The sequence below is a fragment of the Microcoleus sp. T3_D1 genome, from assembly GCF_036700405.1.
In the GTDB taxonomy this organism is placed as follows: domain Bacteria; phylum Cyanobacteriota; class Cyanobacteriia; order Cyanobacteriales; family Microcoleaceae; genus Microcoleus.
This window is the reverse complement of the sequence record NZ_JAUBOV010000007.1, coordinates 22,783-42,947: the sequence shown is the minus strand read 5'-3', so window position 1 is coordinate 42,947 and position 20,165 is coordinate 22,783. Positions and strand designations below refer to the sequence as shown.

The 20,165-nt window shown below is 44.4% G+C and carries 14 protein-coding genes; 11 read left to right on the top strand and 3 right to left on the bottom strand.

The window, feature by feature from the left end; translation table 11 throughout:
• Nucleotides 1–29: 29 nt before the first annotated feature.
• On the top strand, nt 30–1,397 hold the full coding sequence (locus tag QT992_RS05310; RefSeq protein ID WP_333337877.1) for a proton extrusion protein PcxA: 1,368 nt from the start codon (nt 30–32) through the stop codon (nt 1,395–1,397).
• Nucleotides 1,398–1,481: 84 nt separating this feature from the next.
• Entirely contained in the window at nt 1,482–1,661 is a 180-nt protein-coding gene (locus QT992_RS05305; protein WP_333337880.1) for a hypothetical protein, read from the top strand.
• 266 nt (nt 1,662–1,927) lie between these two features.
• Here the strand turns inward: QT992_RS05305 and rodA are convergent, their stop codons facing one another.
• On the bottom strand, nt 1,928–3,187 hold the full coding sequence (gene rodA / locus QT992_RS05300) for a rod shape-determining protein RodA (RefSeq protein WP_333314855.1): 1,260 nt from the start codon (nt 3,185–3,187) through the stop codon (nt 1,928–1,930).
• Nucleotides 3,188–3,516: 329 nt separating this feature from the next.
• Nucleotides 3,517–3,864 carry a VOC family protein gene (locus QT992_RS05295; RefSeq protein ID WP_333314853.1) on the bottom strand — a complete coding sequence of 116 codons (348 nt, stop codon included), beginning with the start codon at nt 3,862–3,864 and terminating at the stop codon, nt 3,517–3,519.
• 330 nt (nt 3,865–4,194) lie between these two features.
• Between QT992_RS05295 and QT992_RS05290 the strand changes: the two genes are divergently transcribed.
• A complete protein-coding gene (locus tag QT992_RS05290) occupies nt 4,195–7,932 on the top strand; it encodes a DUF7149 domain-containing protein (RefSeq protein ID WP_445305790.1) in 3,738 nt (1,245 codons plus the stop codon).
• A gap of 174 nt (nt 7,933–8,106) precedes the next feature.
• Here the strand turns inward: QT992_RS05290 and QT992_RS05285 are convergent, their stop codons facing one another.
• Nucleotides 8,107–9,015 (bottom strand): sigma-70 family RNA polymerase sigma factor, encoded by a 909-nt coding sequence (locus QT992_RS05285; RefSeq protein WP_333337888.1) that lies wholly within the window; start codon nt 9,013–9,015, stop codon nt 8,107–8,109.
• Between the two features lie 825 nt (nt 9,016–9,840).
• Between QT992_RS05285 and QT992_RS05280 the strand changes: the two genes are divergently transcribed.
• The 8 genes from QT992_RS05280 to cydB all read left to right on the top strand — a co-directional run bounded on the left by QT992_RS05280 (nt 9,841) and on the right by cydB (nt 19,949).
• Entirely contained in the window at nt 9,841–11,037 is a 1,197-nt protein-coding gene (locus QT992_RS05280) for a response regulator (RefSeq protein ID WP_333314848.1), read from the top strand.
• Between the two features lie 733 nt (nt 11,038–11,770).
• The gene (locus tag QT992_RS05275) at nt 11,771–12,934 is read left to right on the top strand and encodes a GuaB3 family IMP dehydrogenase-related protein (protein WP_333314846.1); all 1,164 of its coding nucleotides are present in this window, start codon (nt 11,771–11,773) and stop codon (nt 12,932–12,934) included.
• Between the two features lie 667 nt (nt 12,935–13,601).
• On the top strand, nt 13,602–13,925 hold the full coding sequence (gene trxA, locus QT992_RS05270; RefSeq protein WP_333337892.1) for a thioredoxin: 324 nt from the start codon (nt 13,602–13,604) through the stop codon (nt 13,923–13,925).
• A gap of 189 nt (nt 13,926–14,114) precedes the next feature.
• A complete protein-coding gene (locus QT992_RS05265) occupies nt 14,115–15,182 on the top strand; it encodes an LOG family protein (protein ID WP_333337896.1) in 1,068 nt (355 codons plus the stop codon).
• A gap of 374 nt (nt 15,183–15,556) precedes the next feature.
• Nucleotides 15,557–16,762 carry an urease accessory protein UreH domain-containing protein gene (locus QT992_RS05260; protein WP_333153378.1) on the top strand — a complete coding sequence of 402 codons (1,206 nt, stop codon included), beginning with the start codon at nt 15,557–15,559 and terminating at the stop codon, nt 16,760–16,762.
• Nucleotides 16,737–17,210, top strand: a complete 474-nt coding sequence (locus tag QT992_RS05255) for a hypothetical protein (protein WP_333337900.1) — start codon at nt 16,737–16,739, stop codon at nt 17,208–17,210. The genes QT992_RS05260 and QT992_RS05255 overlap by 26 nt, the downstream gene beginning before the upstream one ends.
• A 274-nt stretch (nt 17,211–17,484) precedes the next feature.
• Nucleotides 17,485–18,927 carry a cytochrome ubiquinol oxidase subunit I gene (locus QT992_RS05250; protein ID WP_333314842.1) on the top strand — a complete coding sequence of 481 codons (1,443 nt, stop codon included), beginning with the start codon at nt 17,485–17,487 and terminating at the stop codon, nt 18,925–18,927.
• 8 nt (nt 18,928–18,935) lie between these two features.
• Nucleotides 18,936–19,949 carry a cytochrome d ubiquinol oxidase subunit II gene (gene cydB, locus QT992_RS05245; protein ID WP_333337903.1) on the top strand — a complete coding sequence of 338 codons (1,014 nt, stop codon included), beginning with the start codon at nt 18,936–18,938 and terminating at the stop codon, nt 19,947–19,949.
• Nucleotides 19,950–20,165: the final 216 nt, after the last annotated feature.

Here is a 20,165-nt window from a genome sequence, read left to right as displayed (position 1 = left end):
TGTCTACAGCCAACTAACCCGCTTTAGCTATGAATACTTCTCCGTGGAACAGGATTGTAAAATATCTCTACAGCCTTCACCAATGGTATCGAGAAACGCCTGAGAGGGCTCTAGAACAGGCCTACGATGCTGCGTTAGCAATTAAGGCGATCGAAGACGAGCATTTTGGCGGTCAAGGAATCTCTGAGCGATCGTCGGGAGATTACGGACAGAGCACCCTGTCTTACTTTAAATCCGAGCTGCAAAAATACCTCAAGGTCATCCAAACCCGAATGGTTGAGTTTAATGCTAGCCGTTCTTTTTTGGAACTGCCGGAGCGAGTGGGGGCCAAACCGAAAACGGGGTACAGCGCGGATCATCACCAGCACGGATTACATCTCAACAATAAAGATAGAGCCTCCCTTATATTTGAGAAGCTAGAGTTTATTGATGGAGTCATCGACAAGTATATTAATAATAGTAGATCGACGGCAATTGTTCCGGTTGTCAGTTCAGTAAATCGGCAGGCAAAATCTACAAATAGCAGCTCTCCACCTGACCCCAAAAATAAAGGTTCAGCTAATTATGTTCAAATTCACGATGGTGAGGTTGACACTAACTATGAAGAAGTGAATTTATTACCGCGATCGCTTCTGGGAACTTTGAATCGAATTACTAAAGATTTAGACCCGGAAGCGGAAAAAGAAGTAGTCAAGAATTTTCGCAATTCCAAAGTAAAAACAATTATTTCTCTCAGATTTATTTTGCTTTTGATTTTAGTTCCGCTGTTGACGAATCAAATTGCAAAAAACTTTCTAGTCGGCCCGGTAGTTGACCATTTTAGGGGCAAAGAAAATGCTCCAGTTTTCCTAAATGTTAACCTGGAAGAAGAAGCATTCCAAGAACTGGAAAGATTTGAGCAACACCTCAAATTTGAAAGGTTAATAGGCATTGCTCCGTCGCTTTCTTTAGAGGAAACGGAAAAGAAGATTGCCGAGAAAGCAGTTGAACTAGCGGAGGAATACCGCGCTGAAAGTGGTGGAGCCATTAAAAATATTTTTGCTGATTTGATTTCCTGCATAGCCTTTGCCGCGATTATCGTCACTAACAAGAAAGAGATTGAGATTTTAAAGTCTTTCATGGATGATGTGATTTACGGCCTCAGCGACAGTGCGAAAGCTTTCGTAATTATTTTGTTTACAGATGTGTTTGTGGGATTCCACTCGCCTCATGGCTGGGAAGTAATTCTTGAAGGTTTATCGAGGCATTTGGGACTACCAGAAAATAGGCAGTTCATATTTTTGTTCATTGCGACGTTTCCAGTGATATTGGATACTGTATTTAAGTATTGGATATTTCGCTATTTAAACCGGAGTTCGCCTTCGGCTGTTGCTACCTACAAGAATATGAACGAGTAATCAGAGGCGAAGGAAGTTCGGCAACGGATTTTGTAACGGATGTAACGGATGTAACGGATGTAACGGATGTAACGGATGTAATGGATGTCAGGAAGAAGGAAGAAGGAAGAAGGAAGAAGGAAGAAGGAAGAAGGAAGAAGGAAGAAGGAAGAAGGAAGAAGGAAGAAGGAAGGAAGAAGAAAAGATGTAATAATAGCAATTGTTTCAGGCATTAATAACGTCCTCAATAGGGCATCTACTGCACAGAGGGTGGCTTACCCATAGCGCACAAAAGCATTTATTTTTTATATCAGGAGTGGTTTAATTAAGTTGATATACTTAAGCTGTTGGGTCTCTAAATTTTATTTTTTGGCGGGTTCTCGCGCGCACCCCAGAAGAATTTTATCAAACTTGGCAGTCATCAAGGCTCGGCTCAGGAAGCGTAAAATTTAGATGCGCCTTGGTCGATCGACAAAAAATACGATCGCCCGCAGAATCTCTCGAAAGAAATCAAAAGGGCGATCGCATTCCCAGAACCCATTACCAATTACCTAATTCCAACGCTTCTTGCGCTGTCGCTGGCTTGCTACAGCCTCCACCAGTCCCAGGCCGAGAAAATTACTCAGCAGCGACGCATTCCCGTAACTTAGGAAAGGCAGCGGAATGCCCGTAACCGGAGCCAAGCCAATGTTCATTCCAATATTTACGAACACCTGAAAAATCAACATTGACAGTACGCCGATCGCCAGCAAAGAACCAAAATTATCGTTAGCAGTTTGAGCGATCGTCACCAACCGGAAACACATTATCCAGAACACCAACAGCACGCAAATGCAGCCAATAAACCCCAATTCTTCGCCAATAGCTGAAAAGATAAAGTCCGTATGCTGTTCGGGAATAAAGTTAAGCTGAGTTTGCGTTCCGTGAAACAAACCCCTGCCTTTCAGTTCCCCCGCCCCAATAGCAATCCGAGATTGAATCAAGTGATATCCGCTGCCTAAAGGGTCTTTCTCGGGGTTTAAAAACCCTGTCAGGCGCATTTTTTGATAATCCTTGAGTACATTCCAAAAAATATGTCCGAGGTGTCCAGAAACAACGTTCACCAACACAGCACCGAAAGTCCCCAACCACGGCCAAGGCAGGGTTCGCCAAGCGATAATACCCGCAACAACTACCCAGGCTATCCAAATCGGTGTAGACAGGTTATTGAAGAGAACTGAAATTAGAGGAGAGAATAGCAATATTAGCCAGCCGGGATTTACATTACCCCAGTAAAACATCCCAATTGTGATCGCGCCGAAGACTAAGGAAGTACCTAAATTTGGTTCGGCAAAGATCAATCCCCAGGGTACAGCCATAATCGCCAGCATCCTCAACATATTACCCACCGTGGGAACAGTCTTGTCGTGCAGGAGAGCTGCTAAAGTGACAATCATGCCTACTTTGGCAAATTCTGACGGTTGCAGGTAAAAGCCGCCGATGTTGATCCACCGCTGGGCGCCGAGTCCTGTAGTACCGATAAAACGCACTGCGATCAGGGACAAATTGATTAATATGTAAATCGGCCATTTCCACTCAATCAGTATTTGGTAACGACAGCGGGAAATGATGATGGCGAGGAACAAACCAACGGCCCCAGTTACCCAGTGCCGCCACCAGTTGATGAGTCCCTGATTAATTTCCACGCTGTGGATCATGATTCCCCCGAAGATGGTGAGGGCGATGCAAGCGCCAAACAGCCAAGGGTCTGCTTCTTCCCAGGGTTTGAAGATTGATTTCCAGCGGTTTCTGACTTGTATTCTCTGCAACATGAGGATTTTAGATTTTAGATTTTAGATTTTAGATTATCGAGCCGATTTTCGGAAGTTGTGGATATATTTCGGATTCAGAGTCTGCACCTTACTTTAGAAGCATCGGTTTGAGTACCTCAGATTATTCGGGGAGTTGTAGCGAGGTTCCGGGAACGGAAGAAGGAACGCCCAACCGGGTATCTGGGTATTTTATTTTTTTCTGTGCGCTTACTTAATTGAGTTCGCGCACGTGGTCAGAAACCGGGTTTTTGTCGAGAAGAGGCGTTACAACTCGCAGAAACCGCTAAAAACCCGGTTTCTTGGGTTTTGATTCGTAAGCCCTAGAATCGTCAGGCCGGTTCGTAAAGGTACTCGAAGCCGTTACCGTCTGGATCTCTGCCGTAGAAGGATGCAGTACCGTCGCGGTGTTCGTGGATGTGGGTGACGGAAACACCCTCGGCTTTGAGTTGTTCGTAGGCGGATTCCATTTCGGTACGATCGTCAAATACAAACCCAAAATGCGGCCCTGCTTGGTCGTAACTCGGACTCAACAGCGCCAATCCGTCCTCTCCTGCTTTCAAATAAGCCCAGTCTGGATCTTTCCAGACTAACTCCATACCCAAGTTGCGGTAGAATTCAGCAGACTTCTCTATGTCTTGCACGCAGACGGCTACGTGTCCCAATCGTTTTAGTTTCATATTTACAAATTTTATTTTTGTGCTTTACTTGATTGTATCTGTTTTCTCCTTGGTCTTCACTGATAGCAACCGCCAAGGCTGTTAACGTACCTTGGTCATTGCTCCCTTCGACTCTTCGACTTACCCTTCGACTACCCGGTTCAGTCAGCGAATCGTCGCCCTGAGCGTAGTCGTTGGGTCGAAGGGTCGAAGGGAACGACAACCCGAAGCTGAGTGGCAACAATAAGCAAAGCGACTTGGCGAATCCTATATAGAAAGCTTTTGAGTTTTATCTACTTCCATTTTTATAGTTAAATTAAATTTTTATAGATAAATTAAAACTTAAAACACATGAACAAAAATAAAATACTGCCGATAAAAGCATTAAATAAAGCATTTCTGAAAGTTAAAGTAAATCGAGATAATTTTGCAAAATTCAAACACAATCTGAGTGTATTGCTCAGCCACATCAACGAAGCAGAATCGGAGGAATTTCATAAAAATCTCGTGATACAGTTTTTGCGTGAAACTTATTATGAAGGCAATTATTTCATCAACACAAAAGGGCGTAATGACCTAGTTATTCATAACGGAAAAAATGCCAAAAACACCGTTGGTGTAATTCTGGAAGCTAAAAAGCCAACCAACCAAGGAGAGATGGTGAAGGTTGACAATCTGAATAGCAAAGCCTTTCAGGAATTGGTACTTTATTTTTTGCGCGATCGCATTTCGGGGAAAAATCTTGAAATCAAATACTTAGTTGCAACCAATGTTTACGAATGGTTCATCTTTGATGCTGGCACTTTTGAAAAAACATTTGCTCAGAATCAAGAACTGGTAAAGCTATTTACCGATTTTGAAGCAGGAAGACTAACCGGCCAAAAAACTGACTTTTTCTATCAAGAAATTGCGGCACCTGCTATTGAAGCAATCCAAGACGAGATTACTTTTACCCATTTCGATATTCGAGACTACGAACAATCTTTAAGGAATACCGAAAAGCCAGATGACAATCAACTAATTTCACTATTTAAGCTGCTTTCACCAGAGCATTTATTGAAATTACCGTTTGCGAACGATAGCAACAGTCTGGATCAAACATTTTACAGCGAATTACTGCACATCATCGGTTTGACGGAAACCAAAGCAGGCGGCAAAAAACTGATCGGGCGGAAAACAGCCGATCGCAATATTGGTTCACTGCTTGAAAATGCGATCGATCAACTTGATAGTTTAGACAAAATCTCCCGACTCGAAAAACCCGAACAGTTTGGTGATACTGACCAAGACAGACTATTTAATGTTGGCTTAGAATTAGCAATCACTTGGGTAAATCGCATCCTTTTCCTGAAATTATTAGAAGCGCAGTTAATTAAATATCACAAAGGCGACAAATCCTTGGCATTTTTGAATTTAAGCAAAGTACAGAACTATGACGATTTGAATAGCCTTTTCTTTAGCGTTTTGGCGCGCAAACCACAGGAAAGAAGTAGTAGTATCCAAAATATTTTCGCCAAAGTTCCTTATTTAAACAGTTCATTATTTGAGCTAAGCGAACTCGAACACCGAACTATTTCTATTAGCAATCTCCGGGATGAAAATCTGCCGATTTTCTCATCTAGCATCTTGAAAGATAGCAACGGGAAAAAGCGCACAGGCGAACTTAATGGCTTGGAATATTTCTTTGAATTTCTGAATGCCTACGATTTCAGCAGCGAAGGTTCATCAGAAATTCAGGAAGACAATAAACGGCTGATTAATGCTTCTGTGCTGGGGTTAATTTTTGAGAAAATCAATGGTTATAAAGATGGCTCTTTCTTTACCCCAGGCTTCATTACGATGTATATGTGCCGCGAAACTATTCGCAGGGCAGTTTTACACAAATTCAATCAAACTAATAGCTGGGAATGCCAAACTGTCGATGAGTTGTACGACAAAATTACCAACAAAAAAGCAGCCAACCAGATTATCAACAGTCTGAGAATTTGCGATCCAGCCGTAGGTTCTGGACACTTCTTAGTTTCAGCACTCAATGAAATTATTGCGATTAAAAGTGAACTAAAAATCTTGATTGACAGACAAGGGAAAACTTTAAGAGATCATCAAGTAGAAGTTGTAAATGATGAGTTGATTGTCACCGATGAGGATGGAAAATTATTTGAATATAATCCAAAAAGTCAGGAAAGCCAACGCATACAGGAAACGCTATTTCACGAAAAGCAAACAATTATTGAAAACTGTTTATTTGGTGTGGACATCAACCCAAATTCCGTCAAAATCTGTCGGTTACGTTTATGGATTGAACTTTTGAAAAATGCGTATTACAAACCCGATCGATCCACTGAATTAGAAACTTTGCCGAATATTGATATCAATATCAAATGTGGTAATTCTTTAATTAGTCGTTTTGCGTTGGATGTTGATTTGCGACAAGCTTTAAGGAAGGGTAAATGTGATATTGATAGTTACAAAAATGCTGTGCAAACTTACCGCAATGCTGAGAGTAAAGAGCAGAAGCGGGAAATGGAACGCATAATCTCATCTATTAAGGGAAATTTTCGCACAACACTTCAAGGAATTGATCCGAAAAAGACTAAATTGAGAAATATTGAGGGTGAGCGTTATAATTTAGAGAATCAAATGTTGTTATTTCAGGAATCAACGACGGATAAAAAGGCACGGGAAAAGAAAATCAATAAGTTAAGTAATGAGATTGATAAGTTAGAAGTTGAAATTGAGGAAATAGAAAGTGGCAAAATTTACGAAAATGCCTTTGAATGGCGGTTTGAGTTTCCTGAAGTGCTGAATAATGATGGTGATTTTGTGGGTTTTGATGTGGTGATTGGGAATCCGCCTTGGGGGGCAAATATAGATCCTAATCAGCTAAAACATATAAAAGCTATGAATTCTGACATTGTTGTTAGGATGGTAGATTCTTTTATGTTTTTTATTAATTTAACATTTTCCATTAAATCAAAATTCGGTCTTGTCTGTCAAATTATTCCTGATGTGATTTTATATCAAATTGACAATGAAAAGTTGCGCGAAAAAATATTCAATAAATCTCAATTAGAGATAGCTTTGAATTTAGGAGATACAGTTTTTGAAGATGTCTCAAGACCTTCTTGCATCATACTCCTCACATCTAACATTAGTAATATTTCTTTGATTGGCGAATATTTTGTTGGCAAATCTGACAAGCTATCTAATATTTTACTAACAGAAATCAATACATCTTTTTTCGAGGATATTCCCAATAAAGCTATTCCTACAAAAAACATTAGTGGCTATCAAATAATTAATAAATATAAACATACCAGATTGATTGAGTTAGTAGATCATGATGAGATTCAAAGAGGCATCAGTCCTGATTTTAAAGATGCTTTTATTGTTGACGATCAAATTATTCAAAAATGTTTATTAGAAAAAGATTTTATTTTTTCTACGATTACAGGTGGTCGAGATCTCAAAAAATATCTAGTTCAAGATGTGGGGAAAAAAATCATTTATACACAAAAAACAGACGATTATCAATCTATTCCTAATATTGTCAGCTATCTACAAACGTTTAAGGATCAGATAACTTGTCAAGAGGTTGAGGAAGGTAAACATCCTTTCTGGTCTTTGCATCGACCAAGAAATAAAGATATTTTCCTTAAACAAGAAAAGATTATTGGTGTAATTACTGGAGACCGAATAATTGTGGGATTAGATTTTAATCAAATATTTCCGACAGATGGATTGTATGTAATGGCGAGTAATGGGAGATATTCCAATAAATTGATTGTTGGAGTTTTGAACTCAAAATTATTAACTTATTTCTATAGATTGTTATCTATGGAAGTGAATAGAACATTGGCACAAATTAAACCAACAATCTTAAAGAATTTACCCGTTAAATTTGACAATGAAAAACTTGTAATACGAATTGAATCAATAGTCGAACAAATCCTTACCGCCAAAAAATCCGAACCAAAAGCAGACACCACAGAATTAGAAAAAGAAATAGATCAACTGGTTTATCAGTTGTACGAATTGACAGCAGAGGAAATTCAAATTGTTGAGAATAATTTGTCCGTTGCTAGCTAATGCCCGTCGAACTATGTTGAGACTGCTAGTGATTTCGTATTCTTGCTGATATCGGTAGAGTTAGGCTGGTGTGGGATAGTCGTCTTTGAGGAATTTCAAAATCACGGGTTACTGATAATGTTTTCAGCTTCTGCTCTTGTCGGGTTGGCTTGGAGTCTGCAACCAGGTAAGCATTCAACTCCACCCCAGAGGACTGAGTGAGGGATACCACCCGGAGTGTAGTGTTTCTAGACATATTGCTGTTACCTGATAATTAATTGTCTCGCCCATGTTCTGAGGGATGGGGGCGATCGAGTCGGATGCGATCGTTTCATCGGATTGTAGGGGCAATCCCCCCGCGCGCGGCGAAGCTATCCCGTAGGGAATCGCCCCACTCGTAGTTGCCCCAGAATCTTGACGCGGTAGGCACGGGGGCACTACCCCTACAGTAAATTCATCTGCGATCGAGGCAACGTCCCCCTTTTTAGACGACTCGGAGGAATCTAACAAAGCATCATCCAACCCTGAAACATACCTGCTCAAACGCTTTTGCAGAATATCTCGTGCCTGTTGGATGCGCTTGTAAACGTTATTGAGCGAGAGAGCAAGTTGTTGGGCAATATCTTGATAGGCAATCTGGTGGCAGTAACGCAGGATAAACGGATTGCGTAATCGAGAAGGAAGAGTATCAATAGCGCGGCGAATGTACTGTCCCAACTCATGATGTAGAAGTGCCTCTTCAGGAGAGTTCAAACCAGAAATAAATGCTGAATTTCCTGTAGCAGCTACTTCTTCAATATCCTCCATCTGCATTGCTTTCCGGCGACGTTCTCGGTGTATATCTATAGCTAGATTATGGGTTAAGCGGGTGATCCAAGCTCGGAGATTGGTGATTTTTTCGGCATAGTCTGGCAATTTATCCAAAGCTTTGAGCATGGCGCGACTGAGCACCTCTTCAGCATCAGTAGGATTCCCCCCCATCCACCTGAGACAGCAACGGTAAAGATAATCTCGGTTCTGCTGCCATAGCTGCCAAAATGCTTTCTCTATATCTTCTGGACAAGTCCGAATGTCTGTTGCAATAACGGATTGAGAATTTGACATGATTTTAAAAGTGGTGAAAGATAAAGGTGAAGGAACATTCCTCTGTTGCTTTTTTCGTTGCACCCCAATCCCGCAAACATCTAGCTCAGTGTGGTCTGAGTATTTATGCGGATAAAGATTGGATTCAGTTACTCTTTTTTTGAGGCTGCATCCTTTCCATGTCTGTATCCTGGCTCCCCTCCCCCGCCCCTGTCAGTCGGAAAAGTCCGATCGTAAAGTCGGAAAAGTCGGACGCCCTGGTTTTACTATCTTTAGATAGAGCAGATCACAGCATGACTGGTACTGTTCTCTGTCTTTTGGTGGATGCTATTCAATAGTATGTTTGCGCGATCGGCATAAAGCAAGTCGGAAAAGTCGGATCGTAAAGTCGGAAAAGTCGGATCATTTGGAGCGTTATGTGAAAAGGGCTTACGCATGGGGGCCCATCACCTGTGTTTTTTTAGGAAAATACAGAGGTTGCAGCCCGCACCCAAGGTAAAAAACCCGGTTTCTTTGGTGGGAGTGCCTCCAAGACTGGTGAAGAAAGAGGTGGGCAAAAATTTAAGCGAACAAACTCAAATAGCTGACGGGGTGACAAGCAACTTAAAAGCCTTGTGCTGACAAGGGTTTAAGCCGATCGCCCTCACACATAATTAGGCGGCGGCCATCCCCTTGTTCGGGTTTCGACAAGGTGGAATCAGGATCGGGGGCGATCGTCCCGGAGCGTAAGTGTCAATAAGTCTGTCATAATAGCTATTAGGAATTTCTCCACCGACTTACTACGGTGTATAACTCAAAATTAGGGTGCAAAACTGAAAAACCTTACCCGATGAGATTGATTTGTATATGACTTTTGAAGAAGCCCTAGAATTTCTCGAATCAGCCTTAGAGTCCCCAACCAGTAAACCGTTAAGTTTGCTCGATCAGGAAATCTTAAAAGCTGCTTGGAAAAACGCAACTTATAGTGCTGTTGCTGACAGCTTGTACCTCAGTGTAGGACATATCAAAGATTTATCTTCCATCCTGTGGCAGCGCATTTCAGACGTAATGGGGGAAAAAGTTACTAAGAATAACTTCCGCTCTCTGCTAGAGAAGCAAAGCACCCAAACTGATCTCGCCGAGGCCAAACTCGAAGGGGAACCTATGACGATGGCTTCGGTAGGAGAAAGTGACCTCAATGAATTAGAAACTTACAAAGGCAACATTTTAATTGTGGATGATCTCCCAGAGAATCTGCGTTTTCTCACAAGAATTCTCACTAAGGAGGGGTATAAAGTTCGCTGCGTCACCAATGGTGCGATGGCCTTGAGGACTGTTCGCCATTATCCCCCCGATGTTGTATTGCTGGATATTAAAATGCCAGACATGAACGGCTATCAAGTCTGCCAAGCCCTCAAATCCGATGAAAACACCTCAGAAATTCCGATTATTTTCTTAAGCGCACTTGACCAAGTTTTTGATAAACTTAAAGCTTTTAAGGTAGGGGGGTCTGACTACATCTCTAAACCTTTTCAGTTGGAAGAAGTGGTAGTTCGCCTCGAAACTCAGGTCACTATTCAGAACCAAAAACGCCAGCTTAAAGAAGCAATTGAGCGACACCAGCAAACCGCAGAAATTGCCTACCAATCTCGCAGCCTGCTGGCAAATTTGCTAAACTCATCTCTGGATGGCATAGCTGCGGTGGAGGCGGTGAGGGGAGATATCGCTGGAGAAATTGAAGATTTTCGCTGCTTGGTAGTTAACCCTGTCTTTGCCAGACTCTTAGGGAAAAAACGAACAGATTTCGCGAGCGAACCAGTGCTGAAAAAACTGCTTAATCAATTGAGTCCTGGAGTGTTTGATTTATTAGTAGAAGTTGTTGAGACTGGAGAATCGCTTGAAGGAGAGGTTCATCTAGAAAGTGATTACCTTGGCAAATGCTATTATTTCACTGCTGTTAAATTGGGAGACGGTTGCTCAATTACCATCCGCGATCTTACAGACTTAAAACAGTCGGCATTAAAGTCAATGATGGAACAGAACCAACGGCGTGTTATCAAATAGGATAAACGGCGCTTACGCAATCTGACCCAGAAACCGGGTTTATGAAGTGCAGTAGGGACACGGCACCATGCCCACTCGTGTCAACTTAACATACAACCAATAGTCCGGCAGGGAATGAATTCCCTGCCTCAAAGCGAACGTCCTCGCTATGAGGACTGAGAAGAAAAATTTTAAACTCATTAGTCCTCATAGCGAGGACTTTAGCTATAAGCCCCGTGGAATTCATTACCGCTAAGGACTGGCGGGCCCACTAGCGGACTTGGCGGACTGACAGCTTAAGTTGTCACCAATGCCCTGGGCCGTTTCCCTACGGGGAGCGATCCCAGGTGTATTTCATAAACCTGCAATCTGCTGTATCATCATTCACCAACGTGAACAAACCTGACGGTCAACTGAGTACAGTTAGACCGCAGGCTTCTTTTTCCTTTTTTTTCTCAGGCTTTTTATAGTGAGGTAGTTCCACCCCCACTTGCTAATATAGTATCAGAGTATTTCCCGAGCATCTTGGGGTATAAAAGAATAATTGTCGGTTTCGGTACCGAAACCCGACGAGCCTTTCATCACGCGGGCGTAATTCCCAACGGGGTAGTTCGCGCAGCGCTCAGATTAATCCCCTCTAAATATACGTCCGGGACTTCCCGGCTGGTAGTTAAACTCATTTGCGCGATCGCTACCTGCCGACAGGCTACGATTTTGTTACTCTAATTTAAATACATTGTGGAAGTGAAACAGCGTGAATATTGAAATTGGGCGGGGCAAAAGTGCTCGCCGAGCTTACGGCATAGATGAAATCGCGCTCGTACCAGGACAGCGCACCCTCGATCCGAGTTTGGCAGATACCAAGTGGCAGATTGGCGGGATCGATCGAGAAATCCCGATTATCGCCAGCGCAATGGACGGAGTAGTCGATGTCCGCATGGCGATTTTGCTGTCGGAATTGGGAGCAATGGGGGTGCTCAACCTAGAAGGAATTCAAACCCGCTATGCCGACCCCCAGCCAATATTAGAGCGCATCGCGAGTGTGGGGAACCACGAATTTGTTTCCCTGATGCAGGAACTCTATGCCGAACCCATCAAGCCAGAATTAATTGACCTGAGAATTAAAGAAATTAAAGCTGGAGGAGGGATTGCCGCCGTCAGCGGTACACCGGCCGCTGCGAGCAAATACGGTTCAACAGTTGCTGAATCGGGAGCCGATATATTTTTTGTGCAAGCAACAGTAGTCTCGACAGCTTTCCTTTCCCCTGAGTCGATCGCGCCTCTAGACTTAACTCAATTCTGTCAAGAGATGCCGATACCAGTAATTTTGGGCAACTGCGTCACCTACGAAGTCGCCCTGAATTTAATGAAAACTGGCGCTGCGGGCATTCTCGTGGGCATTGGGCCGGGGGCTGCTTGCACATCTAGGGGCGTATTGGGTGTCGGGGTTCCCCAAGCCACAGCGGTAGCAGACTGCGCCGCCGCGCGGGACGACTACTATCGCGAAACTGGCAAATACGTGTCGGTGATTGCTGACGGCGGTTTAATTACCGGCGGCGATATCTGCAAGTGCATTGCCTGTGGTGCCGATGGAGTGATGATTGGTTCGCCCTTTGCCAGGGCCGCCGAAGCTCCCGGCCGGGGCTTTCACTGGGGGATGGCGACTCCCAGCCCGGTTTTGCCGCGCGGCACTCGGATTCGCGTGGGGACTACGGGTACTGTGGAGCAAATTTTGCGCGGGCCCGCCCTCCTAGATGACGGTACGCACAACTTGCTCGGAGCTCTGAAAACTAGCATGGGCACCTTGGGCGCTAAGGATCTTAAGGAGATGCAGCAAGTGGAAGTGGTCATTGCTCCTTCTCTGCTGACTGAGGGTAAAGTCTATCAAAAAGCTCAGCAGTTGGGCATGGGTAAGTAGATTTACCGATCGAATACCAGCATACCTTGACAAAATTTGTTCCACAGTCTCGAAATTTACAGAATATTGTGGAATTATCGAGAAGGAGATGTCACAATAGAAGAAGCGGAGACGCATGTTTCCGTTCACTCCTCACACCACACTCCGCCCGGACTACTGTTCGGGCGGTTCCTTTTTTGCCGGAAATCTTGGCTCTTGCTTACTAGATACAGAATTGAGGCTTTTAGCTCCGGAGAGGGGAAGAGGGCACGGCGGTTTCATTCTCACGAAAATCAGGCTTTTGTAGGGGTAGTGCCCCCGTGCCTACCCCTCCCACAGACGATGATCGCAGGCGTTTGCGACATGGGGGCAGCCCCTACAAGAGCGACATGGGGGCAGCCACTCTTTGCTGCCCCTACAAGAGAATGAAACAGCCCTAGGGAGAGTGGGAGAGTGGGAGAGTCTGGGATGGCGAGAATTTTTCTTCTACATAAGTGCATTGTGCCTTCGGAAACATAAGTGCCTTCGGAAACATAAGTGCCTTGTTCCTTCAGAAACCTTGTGCCTTCTTCCTTCTACCGTCTTCCTTCTTCCTTGAGAAGCATTCTGTTAAAATCGTTGACGCAAGTGGTTACACTTTTTGCTAAACTTGTTATCCGAGAAATAGTATTTACAAGGATGGCTAGGGATGTCAGCAGCCGCGCAAGTAACCGACTCTACCTTTAAGCAGGAAGTGCTCGATAGCGAAGTTTTAGTTCTAGTGGATTTTTGGGCTCCCTGGTGCGGGCCCTGTCGGATGGTGGCTCCCGTCGTAGACGAAATTGCCCAGCAATATGAAGGGCAGGTCAAGGTAGTAAAAGTTAATACCGACGAGAATCCTAACGTGGCCAGCCAATACGGTATCCGCAGCATTCCGACGCTGATGATATTTAAGGGCGGTCAACGTGTGGATATGGTGGTTGGGGCCGTTCCGAAAACTACTCTGGCCAACACTCTGGAAAAGTACATTTAACTGAACTGCGAGCGGTTTCGCGCTGTTCTTTTTGGGCCGCGAAAGCTAACTCCCTTCAGAACCGGGGCAAAGCTACTGGAAAAGTTATTAGTGGCCAGCAAGGCAATTGGCTGGTGGCTATTGGCTTCTAACTTGGGCTTGCCCCTTAATTTTTTTTAGCGACAAATTGTTACCGTTTCGGAAAAATTCATGATTCCTTCTGGGTCTGGTCAAGGTTTTGAGTCCCTCCAAGCTGAAGTGATGGATTTGCTCGATCGCTTGCCAATGTTGAAGCACTCTGAGTGGATCGAACGATCGCTCTCTACTATAGTGCAAATGGCCAGAGAGGATCTCGATCGGCTAGACTTGAAGATTATTGCGGCGTCGCTCCGAGATATGGAGAGCGCTTTTGAGATGTTTTATCCTTACCGCCACGTTCGCAAAATTGTGATTTTTGGTTCGGCAAGGGTGTCACCGCAATCAGCGGAATATTTGATGGCCAGAGACTTTGCGCGGGCGATGGCCCAGCAGGGGTTTATGGTGATTACTGGCGGCGGCGGGGGAATTATGCAGGCGGGGAACGAGGGGGCGACTGCTGAACGTTCTTTTGGGCTGAACATTCAGTTACCTTTCGAGCAGAGTTCTAATCCTTTCATTGCCGGCGATCCCAAATTGCTCAATTTTAAATATTTTTTCACTCGCAAGTTATTTTTTCTCCGGGAGAGCGATGCTTTAGCTCTGTTTCCGGGCGGTTTCGGCACTCTGGACGAGGCTTTTGAGTGTCTGACTTTGACTCAAACTGGCAAGTTCGGGCCGGCTCCTTTGGTATTGATCGATCGACCGGGAGGAGATTATTGGCATGATTGGAATTATTTTGTGCAAAAACAATTGCGGGGCCGGGGTTTGATTTCAGCCGACGATCGCAGCCTGTATACGATTACTGACGATGTAAATGTCGCTTGCGAGGCGATCGGTAGTTTTTATCTGGTTTATCACTCCTGCCGCTACGTGCGCGAAAAACTGGTAATTCGCTTGAAAACAGAGCTTTCTGAGGAGAATGTCGATCTGCTAAATACTGATTTTAGCGATATTGTTGTCACCGGAAAAATTGAAAAAAGTCAAGCTTTGCCACCGGAAATAGGAGATGCAACTTTCGATCTGCCGCGCCTGACTTTGCATTTCAACCAGCGGGATTTAGGGCGGCTTTATCAGCTAATTGCTGCTATAAATCAAATGGGTGCAGCTTCGCCGGCTGCCGCGCGTCCAGCACAAAAGTAGTTATTAGTCATTAGTCATTAGTCATTAGTCATTAGTCTGTAGGGGCTGGGTTCACGAGAAATAGTTGTAACTAACTCAGGGGATAAATAAACCCGCCCCTCTGATGGAGATAAATTTGACCACGAATTTCAAAGGTGGTACCCGCCACGTGATTTATCCGTGGAATCAATCCCAAATCTAAAATCTAAAATCCTCAAGAAAGAGCATTTATCTCGCGCAAGTCAATCGAAAATCGAAAATCGAAAATCGAAAATCGATTGACCGACAATCTTTTGACAAAATTGATAGGCTGCATTTATGATAATCAACACTAATAAATTATCAATCAGCAGTAAAAAAACTAATAACTAATGACTGCTGACTACTGACTCAAAATGCTAGACCTGCTGCTAATTAGCGCTTTGGGATTTCTCGGCAGTTTCGGTCACTGCGCGGGGATGTGCGGCCCGCTGACAATGGCGTTTTCTCTTTCTAATTCCGGCAACGATAAATTAGCTGCTTTCCGCTTTCACCTGCTGCTGAATTTGGGAAGAATTGCTGCTTACGCTTTGGTTGGTGCTGCAATTGGCGGGCTGGGTTCGGTGTTAATTGCTGGCGGACTTTTGGCAGGTACGGGTAGCGAATTGCGGCGGGCGATCGCACTTCTGACGGGCACGATGCTGATTTGGTTCGGAGTAGTGCAAATTAAACCGGGTTTGCTGCCGGGATTGCCACTGCTGCACCCAATGTCGCACGATCGAGTCGGACAAGCAATGAGCAAGCTTTCGGCGCAAAAAAACTGGTGGGTGCCGGTTGCTTTGGGTTTGCTTTGGGGTTTGATTCCCTGCGGTTTCCTCTACGCGGCGCAGATTAAGGCGGCGGAAACCGGAAACCCGGTTTTGGGTGCGGCGACGATGCTGGCTTTTGGACTGGGCACATTGCCAACTATGCTGGGAGTGGGTTTTTTTGCTGGCAGATTGAGCGCGGACAAGCGCAGTCAACTGTTTCGTGCGGGTGGTTGGGTGACTGTGGCGATCGGGATTCTTACCTTGCTGCGAACCGATGAAATGGTTGATTTTACTGGCCACGCAGCGCTGCTGTGCTTGATGCTAGCACTGTTGGCGCGTCCGGTGAGCAAGTTTTTGCCGCAAATGCTGCGCTACCGCCGCGCCTTGGGTGTGGGCGCGTTTGTCCTCGCAGTCGCCCACACGTTTCATATGCTGGATCATACGCTGAAATGGAATTTGGATGCTGTGTCCTTCATGTTGCCACAGCATCAGTTGGGAATGGCGGCTGGGATGACGGCGCTGCTGTTGATGTTGCCGGCGGCGGTTACAAGTTGCGATCGCATTCAAAATTATTTAGGCCAACTGTGGCGAATGCTTCACCTGTTAAGCGTTCCAGCTTTCTTGCTGTGCGCTGTACACGCGGCACTCATCGGTTCCCACTATCTCGGCGGTTTTGAATGGAAGTTGCACAATCAACTGCTGACAGCGGTGTTAGCGGTGGTTGTGGTGTTAGTTATGTTTGTGCGATCGCGTTTATTTTGGTCAATTTTATCACTGGAGAAGTTCTATGTTTCGCCTGTCAAACAAAAGTAAAAATTTAGGATTGTTAGTTTTTTTGGGATTGCTAGTTGAAGCAGCAATTCCCAGTGCGCTGCTGTTAAATTCGATTTCAGTTTTGGCGCACGAAGTCGAAGTATCCGGAGATGTAGCCGCTACCTTTCACCTAGAACCCAACCACAACCCCCGCGCCGGACAGCCTGCGAGAGTGTGGTTTTCGCTAACTCGCAGGGGCGGTCAAATTATCCCACTAGAGCAGTGTAATTGCAAATTAGCGGTTTATCCGAAAAATCGTAAAGATGGGGATAAGCCGCTGATGCAGCCGCCTTTAAAAGCCATATCTGCGGAAAAATATCAAGGAATACCGGGAGGTGATATCGTGTTTCCCAATGGTGGGATGTACGAACTTGAATTGACCGGAACAGCCAAAAATAAAGCTAATTTTAAACCCTTTAAACTGACTTATACAGTCACGGTTCGCTAAGATAATCTTTCCATCACCGAACATAAATCTTGTAGGGGCGGGTTCACCGAAAATAAATGCCTAAAACCCACAATCTCATAAACCCGCCCCCACCCAACGGCAAATCATAATCTACATATTTTAACATACAAGAAAATACAACCGAAATCTGTATAAAACCTTAAAAATTGCCAACTCTACAAAATGTCACAATTTTTTACACTACATTATAACCAGTGTCCATTATGGAATTTGTGCAAGCTAACCTCTTTTGAACTGAGCAAAGGATATAACGATGGATATCTTATCTAACACCGTGGCCCTATCGCGGATGCAATTTGCGCTAACCGCCATATTCCATATGCTGTGGCCAGTTCTGACTACGGGAATGGGAATTTATCTGGTAATTGTTGAAGGAATGTGGCTGAAAACTCGCAATCCTGACTACTACCATCACGCTCGTTTTTGGTCTAAACTCTACGTCCTCAACTTCGGTATTGGAGTAGCTTCAGGAATTCCGATGGAATTTCAGTTTGGCACGAATTGGGCACCATTTTCCGAAGCAGTAGGTGACTTTTTTGGCAGCATTTTAGGCTTTGAAGCTTCAATGGCATTTATGCTAGAAGCCGGCTTTTTAGGCATTATGCTGTTTGGTTGGGAGCGCGTTAACCCGATCGTCCATTATTTCGCTACAATCATGGTAGCCTTCGGCGCAAACCTATCCACAGTCTGGATTTTAGTCGCTAACTCTTGGCTGCAAACTCCTGCAGGCGGAGAAATGGTCAATGGCAAGTTTATTGTCAGCGATTACTTTCAAGCAATTATGAACCCGTTCGCATTAAACAGCATTCTCCATATGTTTTTTGCGACGTTAGAAACTTCGCTGTTTGTCATTGGCGGAATTAGCGCTTGGTACATTCTCAATAAGCGCAACCAAGCCTTTTTTTCCAAGTCTTTAAAAATTGCCATAGCGACAGCCATCGCCGTTGCACCCTTGCAGATATACATCGGACATTTGAGCGCCGAACAAGTTTATCACTATCAACCCACTAAATTAGCAGCAATCGAAGCTAAGTGGGAAACTTCACCAGCGGGAGAGTCAGCAGATTGGACTTTGCTAGCTTTGCCTAATGAAAAAGCCCAAAAAAATGACTGGGAAATTAGCATTCCCAATGGCTTAGGATACGTTCTGGAATTCAAACAAAAACTCTCCGAACCCGTACTCGGATTGAAGGAATGGAAGCCAGAAGATAGACCCCGGATGGTGGGTTTAATCTACTATTGTTTTCGTATCATGTCCGGGATTGGATTCTTCTTTTTAGGACTGATGCTGTTCAGTATAATTCAGTGGCTGCGAGGCAAACTTTCTGCTGAAAATATTAGCAGTCAACCTTGGCTGATGCGCGCTTGGGTATTAGCTGCTCCCCTGGGATATATTGCTGTAGAATCGGGTTGGATTGTGCGCTGTGTCGGCAGACAACCGTGGGCTTTATACGGGCAAATTCGCACTGCTGACGCGGTGTCAAACATCCCCGCCAGCAATGTTTTAACTTCTCTCAGTTTCTTTGCCGTTGTTTACAGCTTTTTGTTTGTTTGTGCCTTGTATTTTGGCAGCCGAATTATCCGCAAAGGCCCTAATTTAAGTCTGCCTGTGCCAGGTTTAGACAATGAACCTGCAATCGAAAGTCAACCCGCAGAACACATTCCCGATCAACGTCCCTTAGAAGCACAACAATAGGAGATTTTATGCAAGCTTTGGAGCATTTTCTCCCACAAGTTTGGTTTGTAGTTTTGGCTTTGTTTCTCCTGCTATATGTCATGCTAGACGGTTTTGACTTAGGAGTAGGCATCCTCTCTCTGACTGCTTCCGACGAGGAACGCCGGGGCATTTTAATGACGAGTTTAGGCAACGTTTGGGACGCGAACGAAACGTGGCTGGTTTTAATGGGAGGCGCTTTATTTGGCGCATTTCCTCTCGCTTACGGCACGATTTTGACAGCGCTGTACATACCGATTTGCATGATGCTTTTTGGTTTGATATTTCGGGCTGTAGCCTTTGAATTTCGCGAGCATTCTAATCGCAAATTATTCTGGAATTATGCCTTTGGTGCTGGCAGTTTTTTAGCAGCTTTAGCTCAAGGATTTGCCCTAGGTGCGGTGCTCGAAGGCATTGCGGTTGATGAAGCCGGTCACTTTGTGGGGACTACTTGGGATTGGCTGGATTGGATCTCGATCTTGGTTGCTTTGACGCTGATTCAAGGCTATGTTTTGATCGGTTCAACCTATCTAATTATGAAAACGGAGGGCGAACTGCAAACAAATCACTATCGCACGGCTAAAATTGCGGCGGTGACAACTTTAATCGGAGCGATTTTAATTACAATTGCCACTCCGATTTTTTACGAAAGTGCTAGATCCAGGTTGTTCGAGAAACCGCTAGTTTATGTCTTTGCCACGATTCCTTTGTTGGGAGTGCTGTTGGTGGGACTGCTGCTGAAAAGTCTCGCAAGCAAGGAAGAACGAACGCCGTTTATCTGGACGATTCTGATTTTTTTGCTGACTTTCATCGGCTTGGGATTGATTGTTTTTCCGTACATTATTCCCTCGCAAATCACGATTTACCAAGCCGCCGCTTCGCCCAGCGCCCTGGTATTTATGATTGTGTTTATGGGCATTCTGATCCCGATTATGATTTTTTACAACATCTACAATTATGTTGTGTTTCGGGGTAAGGTTGTCGGCGGCCACTACGGGGAATAAAGCATAATACAACCGCAGATGCAGGCTAATGTACGCAGATAGTATCAAGTTTATATGCTGGTTTATCTGCGTATATTGGCGGGAAAAATTACAAATTATTGTTTTCTGATATTATCAGAAATTACGCAACCATACTATACATAACATAGCGCAAATAGTGCGGAGTAGGCAAAGAAACTAATTTAGGATTAGCGATCGCACGTCATGCGATTTGAA

Excerpts from the sequence above, each read along its gene's own strand:
- QT992_RS05310 (WP_333337877.1), top strand. The coding sequence starts at position 30 with ATGAATACTTCTCCGTGGAACAGGATTGTAAAATATCTCTACAGCCTT.
- QT992_RS05305 (WP_333337880.1), top strand. The coding sequence starts at position 1,482 with ATGTCAGGAAGAAGGAAGAAGGAAGAAGGAAGAAGGAAGAAGGAAGAA.
- rodA (WP_333314855.1), bottom strand. The coding sequence starts at position 3,187 with ATGTTGCAGAGAATACAAGTCAGAAACCGCTGGAAATCAATCTTCAAA.
- QT992_RS05295 (WP_333314853.1), bottom strand. The coding sequence starts at position 3,864 with ATGAAACTAAAACGATTGGGACACGTAGCCGTCTGCGTGCAAGACATA.
- QT992_RS05290 (WP_445305790.1), top strand. The coding sequence starts at position 4,195 with ATGAACAAAAATAAAATACTGCCGATAAAAGCATTAAATAAAGCATTT.
- QT992_RS05285 (WP_333337888.1), bottom strand. The coding sequence starts at position 9,015 with ATGTCAAATTCTCAATCCGTTATTGCAACAGACATTCGGACTTGTCCA.
- QT992_RS05280 (WP_333314848.1), top strand. The coding sequence starts at position 9,841 with ATGACTTTTGAAGAAGCCCTAGAATTTCTCGAATCAGCCTTAGAGTCC.
- trxA (WP_333337892.1), top strand. The coding sequence starts at position 13,602 with ATGTCAGCAGCCGCGCAAGTAACCGACTCTACCTTTAAGCAGGAAGTG.
- QT992_RS05265 (WP_333337896.1), top strand. The coding sequence starts at position 14,115 with ATGATTCCTTCTGGGTCTGGTCAAGGTTTTGAGTCCCTCCAAGCTGAA.
- QT992_RS05260 (WP_333153378.1), top strand. The coding sequence starts at position 15,557 with ATGCTAGACCTGCTGCTAATTAGCGCTTTGGGATTTCTCGGCAGTTTC.
- QT992_RS05255 (WP_333337900.1), top strand. The coding sequence starts at position 16,737 with ATGTTTCGCCTGTCAAACAAAAGTAAAAATTTAGGATTGTTAGTTTTT.
- QT992_RS05250 (WP_333314842.1), top strand. The coding sequence starts at position 17,485 with ATGGATATCTTATCTAACACCGTGGCCCTATCGCGGATGCAATTTGCG.
- cydB (WP_333337903.1), top strand. The coding sequence starts at position 18,936 with ATGCAAGCTTTGGAGCATTTTCTCCCACAAGTTTGGTTTGTAGTTTTG.